We start from the raw sequence: 14811 nt of genomic DNA on the forward strand, positions 1-14811 counted from the left end.
ATGCTGAGTTGTCGATTTTAACTACTCAAGCGATTGCAAACTCACTAGTTTATTGTAAACACCTTGCAGCGCAATCAATTCTTCGTGGTTTCCTTGCTCTACAATTTTTCCTTTTTGCATCACGACAATCACATCTGCTTTTTGAATGGTGGATAATCTGTGCGCAATAACAATTGAAGTTCTGTTTTGCATCATGTTCTCGAGCGCTACTTGCACAAATTTTTCGCTTTCAGTATCCAATGCTGAGGTTGCTTCATCCAAAATCATGATCGGTGGATTTTTCAAAACCGCTCGAGCGATAGACAAACGTTGTTTTTGTCCTCCAGATAATTTATTTCCGCTGTCTCCAATGTTTGTGTGAATTCCTTTTGGTAAATCTTGTACAAACTCAAAGGCATTGGCAATTTTCAAAGCTTCAATGATTTCTTCATCGGTAGCATTTGGTTTTCCTAATGAAATATTTGCTTTTATGGTATCATTAAACAAAATACTGTCTTGCGTAACCAATCCCATTAAACCGCGAAGTGATTGCAAATCGAGATCTTTTATATCTATTCCATCAATAGAAATCGTGCCTTCGTTTACATCATAAAAACGAGTTAGTAAGTTGGCAATAGTACTTTTTCCACTTCCAGATTGTCCTACGAGCGCCACCGTTTGTCCCTTTTTTACTTGCAACGAAAAGTTCTTTAAAACTTTTTCGTCTTCGTATTTAAAGTTGATGTTTGAAATGGTAATATCCGATTCAAATGTGTCTTTTTGAACAGCATTTTCTTTGGATGTGATTTCGTTTTCCACATCTAAAACCTCAAAAACACGTTCGGCAGCAGCTAATCCGTTTTTTACAGAATAAGATGCTTTTGAAATGGCTTTGGCAGGAGTTAAAATATTGAAAGCTAGTGTTAAATACACAATAAACGAAGCGCCGTCAAGCGTTTTATCATTCAAAACTAAAATTCCTCCGTAAAAAAGTAAAATAGCAATTGTGGTTACTCCAAGAAATTCGCTCAATGGTGTAGCCAAGTTGTTACGGCTTCCGATGCTGTTGGTTAAGTTCAATAATCTTGTTACAGATGCGTTAAAGGTTCCTTTAAAAGAAGGTTCAGCATTATAACTTTTTATGACTTTTAATCCGCCTAATGTTTCTTCAACAACAGAAATTAAAGAGCCACTTTCTTTCTGTGCTTCTCTGGATTGGCTTCTTAAATTTTTAGCCAATTTAGAAATGATATAACCCGAAATAGGCATAAAAATAAGCACAAATAATGTCAATTTGGTACTTATGGCAAACATCATTCCTAATGCAAATACAATAGTCAAAGGTTCTTTTACCACCAATTCTAAAATGGAGAAAAAAGAGTTTTGAACTTCGTTGACATCACCTAGCATACGCGCCATCATATCACCTTTTCTTTTTTCAGAATAATAGGAGATAGGCAATTCGATAATTTTGGCATACATCGAGCGTCTCAAATCCTTCAATACACCATTTTTTAAGTGCATGATGTGATAGGAAGCTAGGTAGTTGAATAAGTTTTTAATGAAAAATGTAGTGATAACCATCGCTACCACAAACAACAATACTACTTCAGTACTTTCATTATCTGATAAAGAGGAAATTTTAAAGTTGATGTATTCTGTTACATAATCCTTTAAGTTACCAATTCCAGAATAAACAGGCTCTTTGAATACTTTTTCAGTTTTTCCAAAAAGTACCTGCAAAACAGGAAACAAAGTCAACATAGATATTGTACTAAACAAAGCATACAAAATGTTGTATATAATGTTCCATACAATATGTGATTGATAAGGTTTTGTAAAGGGTATTAATTTTTTTATGTTTTGATCCATTAGTTCAATTGCATTGCAGTAATAATGTCGGCGATTTTTTGGTCCAGAATTGCTTCTACTTCTTCAAAATCTTCAATAGCCTCTAGTGTAGTATTTACACTGATATAAAATTTAATTTTTGGTTCGGTACCGCTTGGTCTAGCACATATTTTAGAACCGTCTTCGGTGTAGTAAATCAAAACATTCGATTTTGGAATTGTCATGGCTGATTCAGTACCATCCAATAGATTTTTAGCTGTACTTGCTTGGTAATCTTCTACCATAATCACTCTTTCGCCGTTGATTTCTTTCAAAGGATTTTCACGTAAGTCAATCATCATTTGTGTGATTTCTTGTAAACCTTCTATTCCTTTTTTAGTAATCGATACCAAGTGTTCTTTGTAAAAACCGTTGTCTACATACAATTTAATTAGTTCTTGGTATACAGTACTTCCAAGGGCTTTGGCTTGAGCTGCCATTTCACAAACTAAAAGGGTTGCTGCAACAGCATCTTTATCACGTACGGCATCACCCACCATGTAACCAAAACTCTCTTCGCCACCACCAATAAACTCTAGTTCTGGGAAGTCTTTGATCATTTTAGCAATCCATTTAAAACCGGTCAAACCAATTTTGCATTCTACGCCATAATTAGTAGCAAGTTCCATCATCATAGGAGTTGATACAATCGTAGAACCAATAAATTGTTTGTCGTTAATTTTTCCAGCTTTTTTCCATTGCTCTAGTAAGAAGGCCGTCATCAAAACCATAGTTTGATTTCCGTTTAACAATACCATTTTACCCTCGTTATCGCGCACCGCAACTCCCAATCTGTCACAATCTGGATCAGTACCCACAACAATATCGGCATTAGTTTTATCTGCTAACGCCAATGCCATTGTCAACGCTTCAGGCTCTTCAGGATTTGGCGATTTTACTGTTGGGAAATCACCATTCGGCACGCGTTGCTCCTCAACAATGTGCACTTGGGTGTAGCCCGCTTGCGCTAAAGTATCTGGAACAAGTTTTATCGAAGTACCGTGTAAAGAAGTAAATACAATATTCAAGTCTTTTTTGGCCTCAGCTGAAGTGCCAAAACTTGCATTCTCAATAGTTGATTGTATGAAAGCAGCGTCAATTTCAGTATCTACGTAATGAATCAAATCTTCTTTTGCTGTAAATTTGATTTGATCGTAAGTCAAGTTTTCAATTACCTCAATAATTCCTTTGTCTTCTGGTGGCACAATTTGTCCTCCATCTTGCCAATACACTTTATACCCGTTGTATTCAGGCGGGTTGTGCGATGCAGTAAGTACAATTCCGCATTGACATCCCAAATGCTTCACTGCAAAAGATAATTCTGGCGTAGGTCTGAGTTCAGAGAACAAGTAAACCTCAATTCCATTAGCCGAAAAAACATCCGCAACTACTTTTGCCAGCGTATCACTGTCATGACGGCAATCATAAGCAATAACGGCTTTTAATGGTTGGTTCGGGAAAGCAGTTTTCAAGTAATCAGATAATCCTTGTGTACTTTTTCCTAATGTATATTTGTTGATTCGGTTATTTCCCACACCCATGATACCGCGCATTCCGCCAGTTCCAAATTCTAAGTTCTTGTAAAAACTTTCCTCTAAATCCTTTGGTGATGAGGTCATTAATTCTATAATTGCCTCTTGCGTGGCTTGATCAAACGTAGGAGTCAACCATTCATTGACCGCATCTAAAATGTTTTGTTTAATTTCCATTTGATGTATTTTTTAATTTTTAGGAGCTATTTCCTGCTATTCGTTACAATCTTTTATTCGCCGCGGCGAATAAAAGGATTTCCACTGCTATCAGGGCTAGGGTGTGTCCCATTGTATGTCGTTTTTCTTAAAACTACAAGTTTACACTACTTGCAATTTTATAGCGTTCTTCATTATTTTTTGTTCGTAAAATGATTTCACCCAGAAATCCGGCTAGAAATAATTGTGTTCCCAAAACCATTGTAGTGAGAGCAATATAAAACCACGGATTATTGGTCACTAGGCTATAACGCATATCGTTGTACATGTGGTATAACTTTGAAATACCGATGTAACCAGCAAGCATAAATCCTATAACAAACATCAAAGATCCCATGGCGCCAAAAAGGTGCATTGGTCTTTTGCCAAAGCGGGATAAAAACCAAATGGTAATTAAATCTAAGAATCCGTTAATAAAACGTTCCATCCCAAATTTAGTTTCACCATATTTTCGGGCTTGATGTTGCACTACTTTTTCACCAATTTTACCAAAACCTGCATTTTTAGCCAATACCGGAATGTAGCGGTGCATTTCGCCAGAAACTTCAATGTTTTTAACAACAATATTTTTGTACGCTTTCAAGCCGCAATTGAAATCATTTAATTCAACTCCAGATGTTTTTCGAGCCGCCCAATTAAATAGTTTCGAGGGTAAATTTTTAGCAACAACAGAGTCGTAGCGTTTCTTTTTCCAACCCGAAACCAAATCGTATTTCCCATTGGTAATCATGTCATACAATCCCGGAATTTCTTCAGGACTGTCTTGCAAATCAGCATCCATGGTAATAATAACGTCTCCTTGTGCTTTTGCAAAACCGGCATGCAAGGCCTGCGATTTTCCAAAGTTTTTCATAAAACGAACACCTTTTACATGAGGATTTTCTTTTGAAAAGCCTTCAATTAGTCCCCAAGAATTATCGGTACTTCCATCATCTAAAAAAATGATTTCATACGAATAATTATGAGATTGAACCACTTTGATAATCCAAGTGTAGAGTTCGTGCAGGGATTCCTCTTCGTTTAAAAGCGGAATTAGTATAGATAAATTCATTAATTTTTATTCTTGTGTAGATTTGCTTTTGAAAATAGCGGCTAATAATAAACCAAATATTGAGCTAAAACCAATACTGAAAAGGGATCCTTTCAACAATTCAATAGGTGAGTACGGATCGTTTTCTCTCATTTTAGCAATAGCCTCATTAATTGCTGATGCTGGAGCGCCAAATTTTTGCATCATATTCATAGTATATTTGATGATCAATTCATTAACGGCCTCCTTTGCAGATGGATCAATTACATTAAATAGTAGGATGTTAAATAGGACAGATATTAAAATTCCAACTACGATGGCAATAAAATAAGTCGTAAAGGCTTGCTTAAAAGTAAAAACGCCATTTAATTCTTTTTTTGTTCGAACCAACAAAACAATTCCTAAAACTAAATATGTTAAGATGCTGAGTACTCCTATCCACCATTCGGTAAACAAATTCAAGTCAATAGCATAGATTAGTGCAGTAATTAATGAAGAAACAATTCCAATTGCAACTCCAAATGTAATTCCGTTCTTTTTAACAATTTCGTTAGTCATTTTTGCTAGTTTTAAAATTAATCCACAAAGATAACAATTCCCAATACATACAGCGCTAAAAAACGTTTTTTGGAATTGCGTAAAAAAAGTGAATCAAAGATTTGTTTATTGAAAATTAATTGTAAATTTGCACACTCAAAATAATAGTATTAAACAAAAAGTTAGTAGGCGTTTATACCTTTTTTGTATTTGAAAAAGCTGCAAAACAAGGACTAACCAATCAATAAAAAAAGATTTACAAGATGAAAAAAGGAATTCACCCAGAAAATTACAGATTAGTTGCATTTAAAGACATGTCAAATGACGAAGTTTTTATCACTAAATCTACTGCAGATGCAAAAGAAACAATTACAGTTGACGGTGTTGAATACCCAGTTGTAAAAATGGAGATCTCTAGAACTTCTCACCCTTTTTACACAGGTAAATCTAAACTTATCGATACTGCAGGACGTATTGACAAGTTCAAAACTAAATACGCGAAACACGTTAAATAATTTTAACTGTTCACATCATACCAAAGCCTCGCAATTTGCGGGGCTTTTTATTTAATAGCAAGTTTGCGTTATAAATTGGTGCAAACTACTTTTATTTTCCTAAACCTTAATTTCTTAATGGTTAAAAAAAACATTACGATTTACTAGATAATTTTTTGGTTGACCTTTTATTTTTCAAAACCTTAATTCTCTTAATACCTTAATGGTTACGAAAAATGTTACAAGTTTATAGGCAATTCCTTCGTTGACCTTTTATTTTTATTGCTATTCAAAACTTTGTAACTTTGAACCTTCATAACATCTGAAACGCTACACCATGAATTACATACTTTTTGACGGACCTGCCAGAAATGCACTTTTGCCTTTTACATTTACACGCCCTGTTGCTGATATTTTAATCGGAATTTTGACTATTCGTCAAAAATGGGAACTTTACCTAGGTTCGACCACAACTACTTTAACAGAAGAATATCTGTCAGAAAAATTTCCAATGGTTGAATTAGAGGAGAATGTAATGATCAATGCCTCCTTTCTTCCTAATCCGGTTTTGGCGGAAATAGTGAGTAATTTAGAGCCGAATCAAGCAGTTTTTAAAGGCGATGAAGTCATTGCTTTTTATACCAATGACGAGCAAGAAGAGGTTGATTTTGACTCCTACGAAATCATCGAGTACAACGATGATTGCCTAACAGTGGCGCATACTTGGGATATTTTTGCTAAAAATGATGCTGCAATTCGTGCTGATTTTGAATTTTTGACAGAAGATAGAACGTCACAACCTATTCCCAAAAGTGTAAATGTGATTGCACCTGAAAACATTTTTATCGAAGAAGGCGCAAAACTCGAATATGTTACTTTAAATGCTTCTACTGGACCTATATATATTGGAAAAGATGCTGAAATTATGGAAGGTTCCGTAATCAGAGGTCCATTTGCATTGTGCGATCATGCGCAAGTAAAATTAGCTACCAAAATTTATGGTGCGACTACCGTTGGTCCGCATTCCCGTGTAGGTGGCGAGGTAAATAATTCGGTTTTGTTCGGATATTCGAACAAAGGTCATGATGGTTTTTTAGGAAATTCAGTTCTTGGCGAATGGTGTAATATCGGTGCAGATAGTAACAATTCGAATCTTAAAAACAACTACGAAGAGGTGAAACTATGGAGTTATGAAACCGAAGGATTTGCTAAAACCGGACTACAGTTTTGTGGTTTAATGATGGGCGATCACAGTAAATGCGGTATCAATACGATGTTCAATACCGGTACGGTAGTGGGAGTGAGTGCCAATATTTTTGGAAGCGGTTTTCCTCGCAATTTTGTACCAAGTTTTTCTTGGGGTGGAGCTGCAGGTTTTACAACTTATATCACTAAAAAAGCTTTTGAAACGGCACGCTTGGTGATGAGTCGCCGTAATATGGAGTTTGATGAGCGTGAAGCTGCCATTTTAGAACATGTTTTTGAGGAAACTAAAAAGTGGAGAAAAGAATAAATGCTTCTTGTTTGAATAATATAAAGCCATTAAATAACCGCTAATTCGCAAATTTTAAATTCGTGAATTAGCGGTTTTTAGTTTTTGGTATAAAAAATTAATAATTGCTCAATTCCTTATTTAATCTATCTTTGCACCTTCAAAAAACGGTTTCATAAAATATGGAATCCTTTACACTTTTGAACATAAAACTTTAAACTCAAATAATGATTACAGTAAACGATATTTCAGTGCAATTTGGTGGTACAACGCTTTTTAGTGATGTTTCTTTTGCCATTAATGAAAATGACAAAATCGCCCTGATGGGTAAAAATGGCGCGGGTAAATCTACCTTACTTAAAATTATTGCAGGACAAAGTAAACCTTCAACAGGAAATATCTCGGCACCAAAAGAGGCTGTCGTGGCTTATTTGCCACAGCATTTACTAACAACTGATGGAGCTACTGTGCTTGAAGAAGCTTCAAAAGCTTTTGGGGAAGTTTTTGCCATGAAAGCTGAAATTGACGAAATCAACGAACAATTAACCATTCGTACTGATTATGAAAGTGATGCGTACATGAAGTTAATTGAACGCGTTTCTGATTTGAGTGAGAAATTTTATGCTATCGAAGAAATAAATTATGAAGCTGAAGTAGAAAAAATTCTAACAGGTTTAGGGTTTGAGCGTACTGATTTTACGCGTCAAACTTCTGAGTTTTCAGGAGGATGGAGAATGCGCATCGAGTTGGCTAAAATTCTTTTGAGAAAACCCGATTTAATTTTACTAGATGAGCCTACCAACCACATGGATATCGAAAGTATTCAATGGTTAGAAGACTTTTTGATTAATTCAGCTAAAGCGGTTGTGGTAATTTCGCACGATAGAGCGTTTGTTGATAATATTACCAACCGTACTATTGAAGTAACAATGGGACGTATTTATGATTATAAAGCAAAGTATACGCATTACTTAGAATTGCGTAAAGACCGTCGTATTCATCAGCAAAAAGCATACGATGAGCAACAACGATTTATAGCAGACAATCAAGCTTTTATTGATAGGTTTCGTGGTACTTTCTCTAAAACAGATGCCGTTCAATCGCGAGTTAAAATGTTAGAAAAATTAGTTCTTGTCGAGGTTGACGAAGTGGATACTTCTGCCTTGCGTTTGAAATTTCCGCCAGCAGCTCGTTCTGGACAATATCCTGTGATTGTAAAAGAAATGTCAAAATCGTATGGCGAGCATGTGGTTTTTAAAGATGCTAATTTGGTAATCGAAAGAGGTCAAAAAGTTGCCTTTGTGGGTAAAAATGGTGAAGGTAAATCGACCATGATTAAAGCCATCATGAAAGAAATTGGTATTGATTCAGGTAGTGTAGAAATTGGGCACAATGCACAAATTGGTTATTTTGCTCAAAACCAAGCGGCTTTATTAGATGAAAATGCTACTATTTTTGAAACAATTGACGGCATTGCAGTAGGTGATGTGCGAACTCAAATCAAAAATATTTTGGGTGCGTTTATGTTTCATGGTGACGATGTGACCAAAAAAGTAAAAGTACTTTCTGGAGGTGAGAAAACACGTTTGGCGATGATTAAATTGTTGCTTGAGCCAGTGAATTTATTAATTCTGGATGAGCCTTCAAATCACTTAGATATGAAAACTAAAGACATTATCAAAGATGCATTGCGTGATTTTGATGGTACTTTAATTTTGGTGTCGCACGATCGTGATTTCCTTGACGGATTAGCAACTAAAGTCTTTGAATTTGGAAACAAACGTGTGGTAGAGCATTTTGAAGATATTACCGGTTTCTTAGCAAATAAGAAAATGGAAAATATGCGTGAGATTGAAAAGTAAAATTTTCGATCTAAAATAAAAAAGCGACTGCAGGAATAATGCAGTCGCTTTTTTGTTTATAGTCTAATTCCGGGAGGAAGTAATTCTTTGTATTGGGGGAATTTTTTAAAAAACTGTACAATTCGTGGTAAAATAGGAACTACTTTCCACTTTTTTTCAATCGCATTTTCTAAAATACTTTTTAAAAAATCATTCAAAAAATCTTCATCATTAAATCCTTCTGGTTTGTGAATTTTGGTGAGAAAGATTTTCTTTTCTTGAAAAGAATACTCCACAGCTAGTAAACCTTGTGGGCTATTGGTTTCAAATTGTCTCGAAAATGTATTGTCTTTAATTTCCATAAAAATAAGGAGGATTATTGCTGCATTGGTACTTCAATCAACAGTATTTTAGCTGTACTATTAATTTTAATGTCAATTGCAGTTGTCGCGGTTATTCCGATTGCATCTCTTGCAGTCAGAATTTGGTTGTTTATTTCAATTTCACCTTCTATTAAAAATAAGTAAACTCCGTTGTTTGGAATTTGAATCGGGTAGCTTACCGTAGTATTTTCGTCAAAAACACCTAAGTTAAAAAACGTTTTTTGGTGCACCCAAAGCGCGTTCCCATCGTTGTGATCCTTTGGTGAAACTACGTTTACGAAAGTGTTTTTGTGTTGTTCTAGGTCAAATGATTTTTGGTCGTAACGCGGTGTTACTTCTTCTGTATCGGGAAAAACCCATAACTGTAACGTTTTTGCACGCTCGGTTTTGCTAGGATTCATTTCAGAATGTTCTACTCCGCTACCGGCACTCATTACTTGTACTTCGCCAAAGCGAATAACGCCTTCGTTACCCATGCTGTCTTTGTGCATCAAGCCACCTTCAAGCGGAATCGTGATGATTTCCATATTGGCGTGACCGTGCGTGCCAAAACCAGCTCCTGCTGCAATGGTATCGTCATTTAGTACACGCAACATTCCAAATTGCACGCGTTCTGGATTGAAATAGTTGCCAAACGAAAAAGAAAAATTAGCCTGAAGCCAGCCAAAATCGGCAGTACCTCTTGTATTTGCTTTATAAAGTTGCGAAGTCATAATTTAATGGTAATATGTAATTATAAAGAAGTGCTTATTCTGAAAAAAGAATTATTTTTAAACAAATTTCGGGATTATATATCCGAATGATGTTATAAAATAGTTAAAACAATTATGGATAGAATTCCAGTTTATTTCATGCCTGGTTTAGCAGCAAGTACTGCTATTTTTGAACGTATTTCTTTGCCTGAATCGCAGTTTGAAATGCATTTATTAGAATGGGAAATTCCATTAACCAATGAATCTCTACAGCAGTATGCGTCACGAATGGCTGCTAAAATTACACACGCAAATCCAGTACTTATTGGGGTTTCTTTTGGAGGAATCTTAGTTCAAGAAATAGCACAGTTTATTACAACTCGCAAAGTAATCATTATATCAAGCGTTCGTTGTAATAATCAGTTTCCGAGGCGATTAAAAATAGCCAAGGCAACCAAGGCTTATAAGTTGTTGCCCATGCGGTTGATTGCAAATGTAGATGCTTTAGCACGGTTTTCGTTTGGTCATAAAATTAACGAACGCTTGCATTTGTACAAGAAATTTTTATCCGTTCGTGATGTGGGATACCTAACTTGGGCCGTAGAACAGGTTGTGCTGTGGGATCGAGTAGCAATTGACGAAAAAGTAATTCACATTCATGGCGATCAAGATGACGTTTTTCCGATTCAATACATTAATAAATGTATTGTTGTAAAAGGCGGAACACACATTATGATTTTAAATAAATACAAATGGCTCAATGAGCATTTACCTGCATTAATTTTAGGAACATCTGAATTGAAAGCATAAAAAAAAGGGTCAAAAATAAATTTGACCCTTTCTGTTATATAAAATTGAAACAATTAAATCTTTTTCATTTGTTCTTTCATCATGGTAATTTGCTCTTTCAGCATGTTTTGCTTGTCTAATTTTTTAGCTTCGTTCAAAAGAGCAGTAGCTTCTAGTTTACGACGACGTGTCATTGCTACACCTGCCAAATTCAATTTGGCAACAGCCAAATCCATATCCATTGATAAACCTAATTCAATTGCTTTTTTGAAATATTTTTCGGCTTGATTGATGTTGGTTTGCGCCAGCATGATTCCATGTAAGTAATTAAAATATCCTTGTTGTTTCTGAATCAAAGCAGTTTCAGGGTTTTTAATATGCGACAACCATTTTTTGGCTCCTTCAAAATCTTGTTTTCTCAGTTTTAAGAAAGCAAGTAAAATAAATTCATTTCTAAAGTATAAAAATATTGGAATGGCACTTAATACTAATAGGAAAATTCCGTTACCGATGTTACTCTCAGTAAATTGCCAAATGCCAGCAGCAATAATAAGTCCGGCAATAATAAATTTGATATTTTTGTGAAACATAGCGTGTTTAATTTAAGAGCACAAATATAGTAAAAGGAATTGAAAATATTTTTACAAAACTACTTGTGAGGAAAAAAAGTCTTTGTATATTTGCACTCGGTTTTCGAACAACCACTATTGAGAATTAAATAGACATATAAATAAGTTTTTAAAGATACAAAGCAATGAGCAAAAGAACGTTTCAACCATCGAAAAGAAAAAGAAGAAATAAGCACGGATTTATGGACAGAATGGCTTCTGCTAATGGAAGAAAAGTTCTTGCGCGTAGAAGAGCTAAAGGAAGACATAAATTGACTGTTTCTAGCGAACCAAGACACAAAAAATAATGTTTGAATAAACATATTTAAGGCGTTACTTTTTTTAGTATCGCCTTTTTTTATACCTTTTCGGTAAAAAAATCACTGTAAATCGACCTAAAAGTCATCCTTTCAGTACCTTTACATTTACACATAACTACACAACACACTACAACATGCCTAAAGACACATCAATAAAATCGGTTTTAATAATAGGTTCAGGTCCTATTGTAATTGGTCAAGCTTGCGAATTTGATTACGCAGGTTCGCAATCTGCACGCTCTATTCGTGAAGAAGGAATCGAGGTAATCTTGATCAATTCCAATCCGGCTACCATTATGACCGATCCTTCAATGGCCGATCATATTTACCTAAAACCGCTGACTACCAAATCGATTATCGAAATCCTAAAAGCGCATCCGCAAATTGATGCTGTTTTACCAACGATGGGCGGACAAACGGCTTTGAACCTGTGTTTGGAAGCTGAAGAGAAAGGAATTTGGAAGGATTTTGATGTGAAATTAATTGGTGTTGACGTTAATGCCATCAACATTACCGAAGACAGAGATCAATTTAAAGCATTACTTAAAAAAATAAATGTACCAACTGCTCCAGCCGAAATTTGTACCTCGTACCTACGTGGTAAAGAGATTGCGCAGGAATTTGGTTTTCCGCTAGTAATTCGTCCTTCGTTTACCTTAGGAGGAACAGGAGCTGCAATTGTGTACAAAAAAGAAGATTTCAACGAACTCTTAACCCGCGGTTTAGAGGCGTCTCCAATTCACGAGGTGCTTATTGATAAAGCTTTGATGGGTTGGAAAGAATACGAATTAGAATTACTGAGAGACAAAAATGACAACGTAGTTATTATTTGTTCTATCGAAAATATGGATCCAATGGGGATTCACACAGGTGATTCGATTACGGTAGCGCCAGCAATGACCTTATCGGATACGACTTTCCAAAAAATGCGTGATTATGCCATTTTGATGATGCGTTCTATTGGTAACTTCGCCGGAGGTTGCAACGTGCAGTTTGCCGTTTCGCCAGATGAAAAAGAAGATATCGTAGCCATCGAGATCAATCCTCGTGTTTCTCGCTCTTCAGCATTAGCATCAAAAGCTACAGGTTATCCTATTGCCAAAATTGCTTCAAAATTAGCTTTGGGTTACAATTTAGATGAGTTGCAAAACCAAATTACCAAGTCAACTTCGGCTTTGTTCGAACCGACTTTGGATTATGTAATTGTGAAAATTCCGCGTTGGAACTTTGATAAATTTGAAGGAGCTGATAGAACATTAGGTCTTCAAATGAAATCAGTAGGTGAGGTTATGGGAATCGGACGCTCGTTTCAAGAGGCCTTGCATAAAGCTACACAATCATTAGAAATTAAAAGAAACGGATTGGGTGCTGACGGAAAAGGCTACACTAATTACGAACAAATTATAGAGAAATTAACCTATGCCAGCTGGGATCGTGTGTTTGTTATTTACGATGCCATTGCGCTTGGAATTCCGTTGAGTAGAATTCATGAAATCACTAAAATTGACATGTGGTTCTTGAAACAATACGAGGAATTGTTTACACTTGAGAAAGAAATTGCCAAATACACCATCGCTACTTTGCCAAGAGATTTGTTACTTGAAGCCAAACAAAAAGGCTTTGCCGACAGACAAATTGCGCACATGATGGGCTGCGTAGAAAGCGAAGTACACAGCCTACGTACCGAGCAAAACATCAATCGTGTGTTTAAATTGGTTGACACTTGTGCGGCCGAATTTAAAGCAAAAACACCCTATTACTATTCTACTTTTGAAGCTGAAATCGAAAAAGCAGATGGTACGCGCTACGTCGACAACGAAAGTATTGTTACCGACAAAAAGAAAATTATTGTTTTGGGCTCTGGGCCAAATAGAATTGGTCAAGGAATCGAATTTGATTACTCTTGCGTCCACGGAGTTTTGGCTGCCAAAGAATGTGGCTACGAGACAATCATGATCAATTGTAATCCTGAAACGGTTTCGACGGACTTTGATACGGCCGATAAATTATACTTTGAGCCAGTATTTTGGGAACATATTTACGACATCATCCAACACGAAAAACCAGAAGGTGTAATTGTGCAATTAGGCGGACAAACTGCTTTGAAACTGGCTGAAAAGTTATCTAAATACGGAGTTAAAATTATAGGAACTAGTTTTGATGCACTCGATTTAGCCGAAGACCGCGGTCGTTTTTCTGATTTGTTGACCGAATTAGAAATTCCGTTCCCGCAGTTTGGTATTGCCGAAACAGCTGATGAAGCCGCTGCGTTGGCAGATCAATTGGATTTCCCATTGTTAATTCGTCCTTCGTATGTGTTGGGTGGTCAGGGAATGAAAATTGTAATCAACAAACAAGAGTTAGAAGAGCACGTAATCAATTTGTTAAAAACCATTCCGGGTAATAAATTGCTTTTAGACCACTATTTGGATGGTGCTATCGAAGCTGAAGCCGATGCAATTTGCGATGGTGAAAACGTTTACATCATCGGGATAATGGAGCACATTGAGCCTTGTGGCGTGCACTCAGGCGATAGTAACGCGACCTTGCCGCCATTCAACTTGGGTGAGTTTGTGATGCAACAAATAAAAGACCATACTAAAAAAATTGCCTTGGCGCTTAAAACAGTGGGCTTAATCAACATTCAGTTTGCTATCAAGAACGATACCGTGTATATTATAGAGGCCAACCCACGTGCGTCACGTACAGTGCCGTTTATTGCCAAAGCTTACGGTGAACCGTATGTGAACTACGCTACCAAAGTTATGCTAGGACACAATAAAGTAACTGATTTCGACTTTAACCCACAATTAAAAGGATTTGCCATCAAGCAGCCGGTGTTCTCGTTCAGTAAGTTTCATAATGTAAACAAAGCGTTAGGACCTGAAATGAAATCAACTGGTGAAAGCATCTTGTTTATTGATGACCTTAAAGACGATCAGTTCTACGAATTGTACTCTCGTAGAAAAATGTACTTAAGTAAATAAAATGTAACATAATTGTATAGA

13 protein-coding genes are annotated in these 14811 nt (G+C 36.0%); 6 read left to right on the plus strand and 7 right to left on the minus strand.

The window, feature by feature from the left end; translation table 11 throughout:
• Positions 1-21: 21 nt before the first annotated feature.
• The 4 genes from L1S34_RS04530 to L1S34_RS04545 form a co-directional block, all read right to left on the minus strand.
• Positions 22-1851 (minus strand): ABC transporter ATP-binding protein, encoded by a 1830-nt coding sequence (locus L1S34_RS04530; RefSeq protein ID WP_236362996.1) that lies wholly within the window; start codon positions 1849-1851, stop codon positions 22-24.
• Positions 1851-3578, minus strand: a complete 1728-nt coding sequence (locus L1S34_RS04535) for a phospho-sugar mutase (protein ID WP_236362997.1) — start codon at positions 3576-3578, stop codon at positions 1851-1853. The genes L1S34_RS04530 and L1S34_RS04535 overlap by 1 nt, the downstream gene beginning before the upstream one ends.
• 133 nt (positions 3579-3711) lie before the next feature.
• Complete coding sequence (locus L1S34_RS04540; RefSeq protein WP_236362998.1) at positions 3712-4668, minus strand: glycosyltransferase family 2 protein; 957 nt, start codon at positions 4666-4668, stop codon at positions 3712-3714.
• Positions 4669-4674: 6 nt separating this feature from the next.
• Positions 4675-5205 carry a DUF4199 domain-containing protein gene (locus L1S34_RS04545; protein ID WP_166138343.1) on the minus strand — a complete coding sequence of 177 codons (531 nt, stop codon included), beginning with the start codon at positions 5203-5205 and terminating at the stop codon, positions 4675-4677.
• A gap of 242 nt (positions 5206-5447) precedes the next feature.
• Between L1S34_RS04545 and L1S34_RS04550 the strand changes: the two genes are divergently transcribed.
• From L1S34_RS04550 to L1S34_RS04560, 3 genes are all read left to right on the plus strand, one after another.
• The gene (locus tag L1S34_RS04550) at positions 5448-5699 is read left to right on the plus strand and encodes a type B 50S ribosomal protein L31 (RefSeq protein ID WP_166138340.1); all 252 of its coding nucleotides are present in this window, start codon (positions 5448-5450) and stop codon (positions 5697-5699) included.
• 316 nt (positions 5700-6015) lie between these two features.
• The gene (locus L1S34_RS04555) at positions 6016-7191 is read left to right on the plus strand and encodes a GlmU family protein (protein ID WP_236362999.1); all 1176 of its coding nucleotides are present in this window, start codon (positions 6016-6018) and stop codon (positions 7189-7191) included.
• 206 nt (positions 7192-7397) lie between these two features.
• A complete protein-coding gene (locus L1S34_RS04560) occupies positions 7398-9032 on the plus strand; it encodes an ABC-F family ATP-binding cassette domain-containing protein (RefSeq protein WP_236363000.1) in 1635 nt (544 codons plus the stop codon).
• A 56-nt stretch (positions 9033-9088) separates the two neighbouring features.
• Here the strand turns inward: L1S34_RS04560 and L1S34_RS04565 are convergent, their stop codons facing one another.
• Together L1S34_RS04565 and L1S34_RS04570 are read right to left on the minus strand one after the other, a co-directional pair.
• Positions 9089-9373 carry a GNAT family N-acetyltransferase gene (locus L1S34_RS04565; RefSeq protein WP_236363001.1) on the minus strand — a complete coding sequence of 95 codons (285 nt, stop codon included), beginning with the start codon at positions 9371-9373 and terminating at the stop codon, positions 9089-9091.
• 14 nt (positions 9374-9387) lie between these two features.
• Positions 9388-10107, minus strand: coding sequence for a pirin family protein (locus L1S34_RS04570; RefSeq protein ID WP_236363002.1), 720 nt, complete (start codon positions 10105-10107; stop codon positions 9388-9390).
• A 114-nt stretch (positions 10108-10221) separates the two neighbouring features.
• Here L1S34_RS04570 and L1S34_RS04575 point away from each other — a divergent pair, with 114 nt between their 5' ends.
• Positions 10222-10896 (plus strand): alpha/beta hydrolase, encoded by a 675-nt coding sequence (locus L1S34_RS04575; RefSeq protein ID WP_236363003.1) that lies wholly within the window; start codon positions 10222-10224, stop codon positions 10894-10896.
• A gap of 53 nt (positions 10897-10949) precedes the next feature.
• On the opposite strand, the gene L1S34_RS04580 is transcribed toward L1S34_RS04575, so the two are convergent.
• The gene (locus L1S34_RS04580) at positions 10950-11465 is read right to left on the minus strand and encodes a DUF2892 domain-containing protein (RefSeq protein WP_236363004.1); all 516 of its coding nucleotides are present in this window, start codon (positions 11463-11465) and stop codon (positions 10950-10952) included.
• A gap of 164 nt (positions 11466-11629) precedes the next feature.
• Between L1S34_RS04580 and rpmH the strand changes: the two genes are divergently transcribed.
• Both rpmH and carB read left to right on the plus strand, forming a co-directional pair.
• On the plus strand, positions 11630-11791 hold the full coding sequence (rpmH, locus tag L1S34_RS04585; RefSeq protein ID WP_008464848.1) for a 50S ribosomal protein L34: 162 nt from the start codon (positions 11630-11632) through the stop codon (positions 11789-11791).
• A 146-nt stretch (positions 11792-11937) separates the two neighbouring features.
• On the plus strand, positions 11938-14790 hold the full coding sequence (carB, locus tag L1S34_RS04590) for a carbamoyl-phosphate synthase large subunit (RefSeq protein WP_236363005.1): 2853 nt from the start codon (positions 11938-11940) through the stop codon (positions 14788-14790).
• Positions 14791-14811: the final 21 nt, after the last annotated feature.

It is taken from the genome of Flavobacterium sp. K77 (assembly GCF_021608205.1).
Classification (GTDB): domain Bacteria; phylum Bacteroidota; class Bacteroidia; order Flavobacteriales; family Flavobacteriaceae; genus Flavobacterium; species Flavobacterium turcicum.

Excerpts from the sequence above, each read along its gene's own strand:
- carB (WP_236363005.1), top strand. The coding sequence starts at position 11,938 with ATGCCTAAAGACACATCAATAAAATCGGTTTTAATAATAGGTTCAGGT.
- L1S34_RS04540 (WP_236362998.1), bottom strand. The coding sequence starts at position 4,668 with ATGAATTTATCTATACTAATTCCGCTTTTAAACGAAGAGGAATCCCTG.
- L1S34_RS04560 (WP_236363000.1), top strand. The coding sequence starts at position 7,398 with ATGATTACAGTAAACGATATTTCAGTGCAATTTGGTGGTACAACGCTT.
- L1S34_RS04555 (WP_236362999.1), top strand. The coding sequence starts at position 6,016 with ATGAATTACATACTTTTTGACGGACCTGCCAGAAATGCACTTTTGCCT.
- L1S34_RS04545 (WP_166138343.1), bottom strand. The coding sequence starts at position 5,205 with ATGACTAACGAAATTGTTAAAAAGAACGGAATTACATTTGGAGTTGCA.
- rpmH (WP_008464848.1), top strand. The coding sequence starts at position 11,630 with ATGAGCAAAAGAACGTTTCAACCATCGAAAAGAAAAAGAAGAAATAAG.
- L1S34_RS04565 (WP_236363001.1), bottom strand. The coding sequence starts at position 9,373 with ATGGAAATTAAAGACAATACATTTTCGAGACAATTTGAAACCAATAGC.
- L1S34_RS04530 (WP_236362996.1), bottom strand. The coding sequence starts at position 1,851 with ATGGATCAAAACATAAAAAAATTAATACCCTTTACAAAACCTTATCAA.
- L1S34_RS04535 (WP_236362997.1), bottom strand. The coding sequence starts at position 3,578 with ATGGAAATTAAACAAAACATTTTAGATGCGGTCAATGAATGGTTGACT.
- L1S34_RS04570 (WP_236363002.1), bottom strand. The coding sequence starts at position 10,107 with ATGACTTCGCAACTTTATAAAGCAAATACAAGAGGTACTGCCGATTTT.
- L1S34_RS04575 (WP_236363003.1), top strand. The coding sequence starts at position 10,222 with ATGGATAGAATTCCAGTTTATTTCATGCCTGGTTTAGCAGCAAGTACT.
- L1S34_RS04550 (WP_166138340.1), top strand. The coding sequence starts at position 5,448 with ATGAAAAAAGGAATTCACCCAGAAAATTACAGATTAGTTGCATTTAAA.
- L1S34_RS04580 (WP_236363004.1), bottom strand. The coding sequence starts at position 11,465 with ATGTTTCACAAAAATATCAAATTTATTATTGCCGGACTTATTATTGCT.